3 protein-coding genes are annotated in these 3,753 nt (G+C 33.1%); all 3 read right to left on the bottom strand.

Annotated elements, in window-relative coordinates:
• Nucleotides 1-353: 353 nt before the first annotated feature.
• Nucleotides 354-1,940 carry a transposase gene (locus tag ABFX15_RS04050; protein WP_346024220.1) on the bottom strand — a complete coding sequence of 529 codons (1,587 nt, stop codon included), beginning with the start codon at nucleotides 1,938-1,940 and terminating at the stop codon, nucleotides 354-356.
• Between the two features lie 124 nt (nucleotides 1,941-2,064).
• Nucleotides 2,065-3,096: a retron St85 family RNA-directed DNA polymerase gene (locus ABFX15_RS04045; protein ID WP_346024219.1), complete on the bottom strand. Its 1,032-nt coding sequence runs from the start codon at nucleotides 3,094-3,096 to the stop codon at nucleotides 2,065-2,067.
• A gap of 260 nt (nucleotides 3,097-3,356) precedes the next feature.
• Nucleotides 3,357-3,659 carry a hypothetical protein gene (locus tag ABFX15_RS04040; protein ID WP_346024218.1) on the bottom strand — a complete coding sequence of 101 codons (303 nt, stop codon included), beginning with the start codon at nucleotides 3,657-3,659 and terminating at the stop codon, nucleotides 3,357-3,359.
• Between the last annotated feature and the right edge of the window lie 94 nt (nucleotides 3,660-3,753).

Below are 3,753 nucleotides of genomic sequence, written 5' to 3'. Positions count from 1 at the left end.
CCTCGAACTCCGAAGAAAAGGAGGATGTACTTCTACATCTTCAGAAAAAATACAAAAGAACAATGAAGACCATCTAAAACCGACGGTTTTCATTGTTCTTTTTGTTTGTTAAGAGCTGGTTTTTTCCCAGCCCCTATTTTTTTATAAAATTATTTAATTTAAGCGAACGTTAAGCACACAGTGATATTTTTAATTATAATAGAATGTCAGAGTGAATTTCATTGAAATCTGAATAAAGATAAGTTAAAAACAACTATATGATTATGGTGTCAAAACCCCATAATTTTAAGCACTTAATCAACTTGAAATGCTCAAAAGTATACAGTTTTAAAAAATAAAAGAGGGACTCCTCTTTATGCCATCACTTTTTCCTGATTGTGTTGGTGTTTGATGGCTCTTTTAGCGTTTATTGCCATTATTTTTATCCCAAGACTGTGTTTTTTACGCACTCGTCCCCTGAATGGAATTCGGTCGATATCGTAAGCGCGTCGAAGAACAGAAGGAATGCCTTCTACTCCGTTTCTAAAATAAGTATATTTGAGGAATTCTTTCGTCTTCATCTGTTTTGCTTGATTGGCTCGCTGAATCATCCTTGGTGAAATCATTAAGACGTTTGTTTTCTTTTGTTCTTTCATCATGCCATAGGCTTCTTGGTTATCTGAGGCTGAGGAACAGTCCGCTTTATCAAAGACCGCTCGATACATGTCTGTTTTCTCATAATAACTAACCGATTGGGCTTTTAACCCATCGGGAAGTTCGACCATATTCTTTTCTTCATCGATGATAATGCCTGCGTAAGCAGGATTCGGTGAGCGTCCTTTTAATTCGGTAGTTACGAGATCAATCCCATTGGTTTTACCCAAGATTCTTGCGTCTTCAGAATCATAGGCACCATCAGATACAAGAACTGTTGGTTCTTCTTGTTTACCCAATTTTTCAATCGCTTCATAGGCAAAATGAACATCACTTTGTATATTCGCATCAAAAGAATAGTGCGTGATGAAGGAAAGATTTTCATCAACCGTTTCTACAATATTTGCGACATAACCTTTGTGATGTTTCCCAGATTTATAACGATAAGTGGCCTCTGGTTCAATCGGTGTTTGAAGACTTGTGGGACTGATCTCTTTCCCCTTTTTTAGAGAAATAGTCCCATCCTCATCTGTTGTTGTTTGATCATTGATGACACGACAAAGAAGATGAAAGTCTGTGTCCTCTTTTAATGTGGATTCAAATGTTTCTTTCAATCCAAAAGCATCCAAAAGGATGACTTGTAATTTTTCATCATACGGTTGATCACTATGGTAAATAAACTCATTCTCATGATATGAATCGAGGTACTGTTGGTACGCACTCAATTCAAAAGAGGGATATAGTGTTTCTCTTTTACGGACGACTCTTTCGATACACGTATAAAGTAATTCGAGTCGAGACAGATTTCGCGTGTTGGAAGCAATCATTAGACTGTCCATTCGCTTTTTCGTTGGGTTGATTTCGAAATACTCCATAAGTTTATCGGACAAAGCTTCCATTTCTGCTTGAATCAGATCAATGCCTGTTTCTAATTCATACAGGTAACACCGTTCTCTGAAACGACTAAACGTTCGATCGCTAACGGGTTGGTCATCCCAGCTGGTTGAATGAAGGGCATGATGAATCGCAATGTCTGTATGGCAACGAAGTTTTAAATCCTCATCCGTCAAAGAAAGAATTTCTTTCAGAATAAGTGCACCTAGAATATAGTTAATCGGTGTATTCGGACGACCATTCTCTTCGTGATAAAGGATTTCAAAGCGCTTTTCATTGATAGCCGGAAAAATTAGTTGGGCAAAGGGTTCTGCCCATGAATTTTTTATCCATTTTTTTGTTCGTTCAGAAGTCTGAATGTAAGAATCATTAAATAAATCCATTTCGTTTTTATTATTTGGTTTAAACGACATGATAGCACCCTCCGTCAGCATTTTGATACGTCTATTATACCAAAAGAGCGGGCAAAATCGCACTGTTAACAAGGAAAAGTAGTAAACCGGTTAGGTTTTGACACCCTAACCACTATATAAAAAACTAAAATTCTTTTAGTGTTCTTTTAATACTTTTTTTGAATGCTTTCAATTGGTTATCATCAGGATTAATAAATAGTCCATACTCCACTTTTCCCAACAGTGATTTGAGATACATTTCGGGTGACAATGTTGAGCTGATATTTTTAATATGATTATTGATACCTAACTTTTCGATATAATATACTTCTAATCTAATATTATTTTTTTTTGATTTGCTGATTTGCATTTTTTTATTTACAGTTATTCCTGTTACCTCTTGTCTTTGATGAGGATACATTGTTCTTGTTTTTTTTTCATTCAGTTCCATACTTCTTGTTTTTAACTCTGATCTTATAAATTTTATTAACTTAGATATATTAAATTCTCCAGAAAACGTCATATCGTCTGCATATCGAGTATACATTATCTTTCTATTAATGCAATATTTAGAAACTGCTGTATCAAAGGATTTCATTAGGATATTCGAAAGGTACGGACTTGTACTTGCACCTTGCGGAAGTGAACCTTTTAATACACAAAGATTAGTTAGTGTAGTAGCAACGTCTTTTGAGTAACCAAGTTCCTTAAAAAGTTTGAAGACATCTACTTTTTGAAAAGAACCGAAAAAGTTTTTAATATCTAACTTTAATACTATTTTTTTATTTTTATGAAACCTTGCATTTTCCTTCAATGAAACATTACTAATATATGCCTTAGCAAACTTGCTAACTTCTATCTGTTCTAAAATTTCTGTTAATATCCATTTTTGAATATCTTTCAATAAAGGTAGCGGTTCTGAAATAGTTCTTTTATTACCGTTATATTTTTTTATTTGAAAAGTTCTATAAAAACTATTAGGTGAATATGCGACTGACATTATGTAGTCTAAATTAACACCTACCAAGAGGGACAGATGTGTTATATCATAAATAATAGGTATATTTTTTTTGTACAGTTTTTGGGCATAAGAAAGATTTTTTTTAATATATTCATCATTCTTATTTGCTCTCTTTGCTTTGTATATAAAGCGTTCTTTATAGGTATTCCAATCCATCTTTTCTCTCCTAAAAAAAGCACTTGCTTGCCACTATAGATTATTGTTTTCTAGGTAAAAGAACTGAAATGTGCACTTCTTTTCAGTTCTTTTACCTGGGATCATGCTAGCTTTAGCTAGCATGTCCTGCTAGTAAGTTGAAGTTGATTTTCTCATAAAATCAATGAAAACTTACTAGCGGAGCTTGTAAATAGGTTCTTCTCAGCTTGTTGAAATCAAACAAACCTGTTCATAATGAACATGAGCTAGCAAGCAAGTAACTATGGTAAGTATACATCAAATTTGCTATTCTTTTCAATAACATCTTTTAGTTGAGGTATTATAAATTTTTCAATATTACCTAACCTTAATTTTTTTGCAGTATCTTTAATATACTTTTCTCCTAGCTCAGTAACCTCTAAGTATCCACTTAAATCAGAGACTAACCCATTTCTTTTTAAATATTTGATAATTAATCCTATATCTGCATAAGAAAAGCTTTCGCTCAGTAAAATATCAAAATCTAAATCATTTTTCACAATTTTTAATACTGCTATATATATTCGCTCTGAATACTGTTTCATATGTTCACCTCTTATATTTATAAAGTAATTACCAATTTTTTTGTTTTTTCGTGTTGTTTTAATGCAACTATCGTTGCTCTATCAATTAAAATAC

The sequence above is a fragment of the Alkalibacterium indicireducens genome (assembly GCF_039522005.1).
In the GTDB taxonomy this organism is placed as follows: domain Bacteria; phylum Bacillota; class Bacilli; order Lactobacillales; family Carnobacteriaceae_A; genus Alkalibacterium; species Alkalibacterium indicireducens.
This window is presented reverse-complemented; position numbering and strand designations above follow the sequence as displayed.

Coding starts and splice junctions, on each gene's coding strand:
- ABFX15_RS04045 (WP_346024219.1), bottom strand. CDS start 3,096: ATGGATTGGAATACCTATAAAGAACGCTTTATATACAAAGCAAAGAGA.
- ABFX15_RS04040 (WP_346024218.1), bottom strand. CDS start 3,659: ATGAAACAGTATTCAGAGCGAATATATATAGCAGTATTAAAAATTGTG.
- ABFX15_RS04050 (WP_346024220.1), bottom strand. CDS start 1,940: ATGTCGTTTAAACCAAATAATAAAAACGAAATGGATTTATTTAATGAT.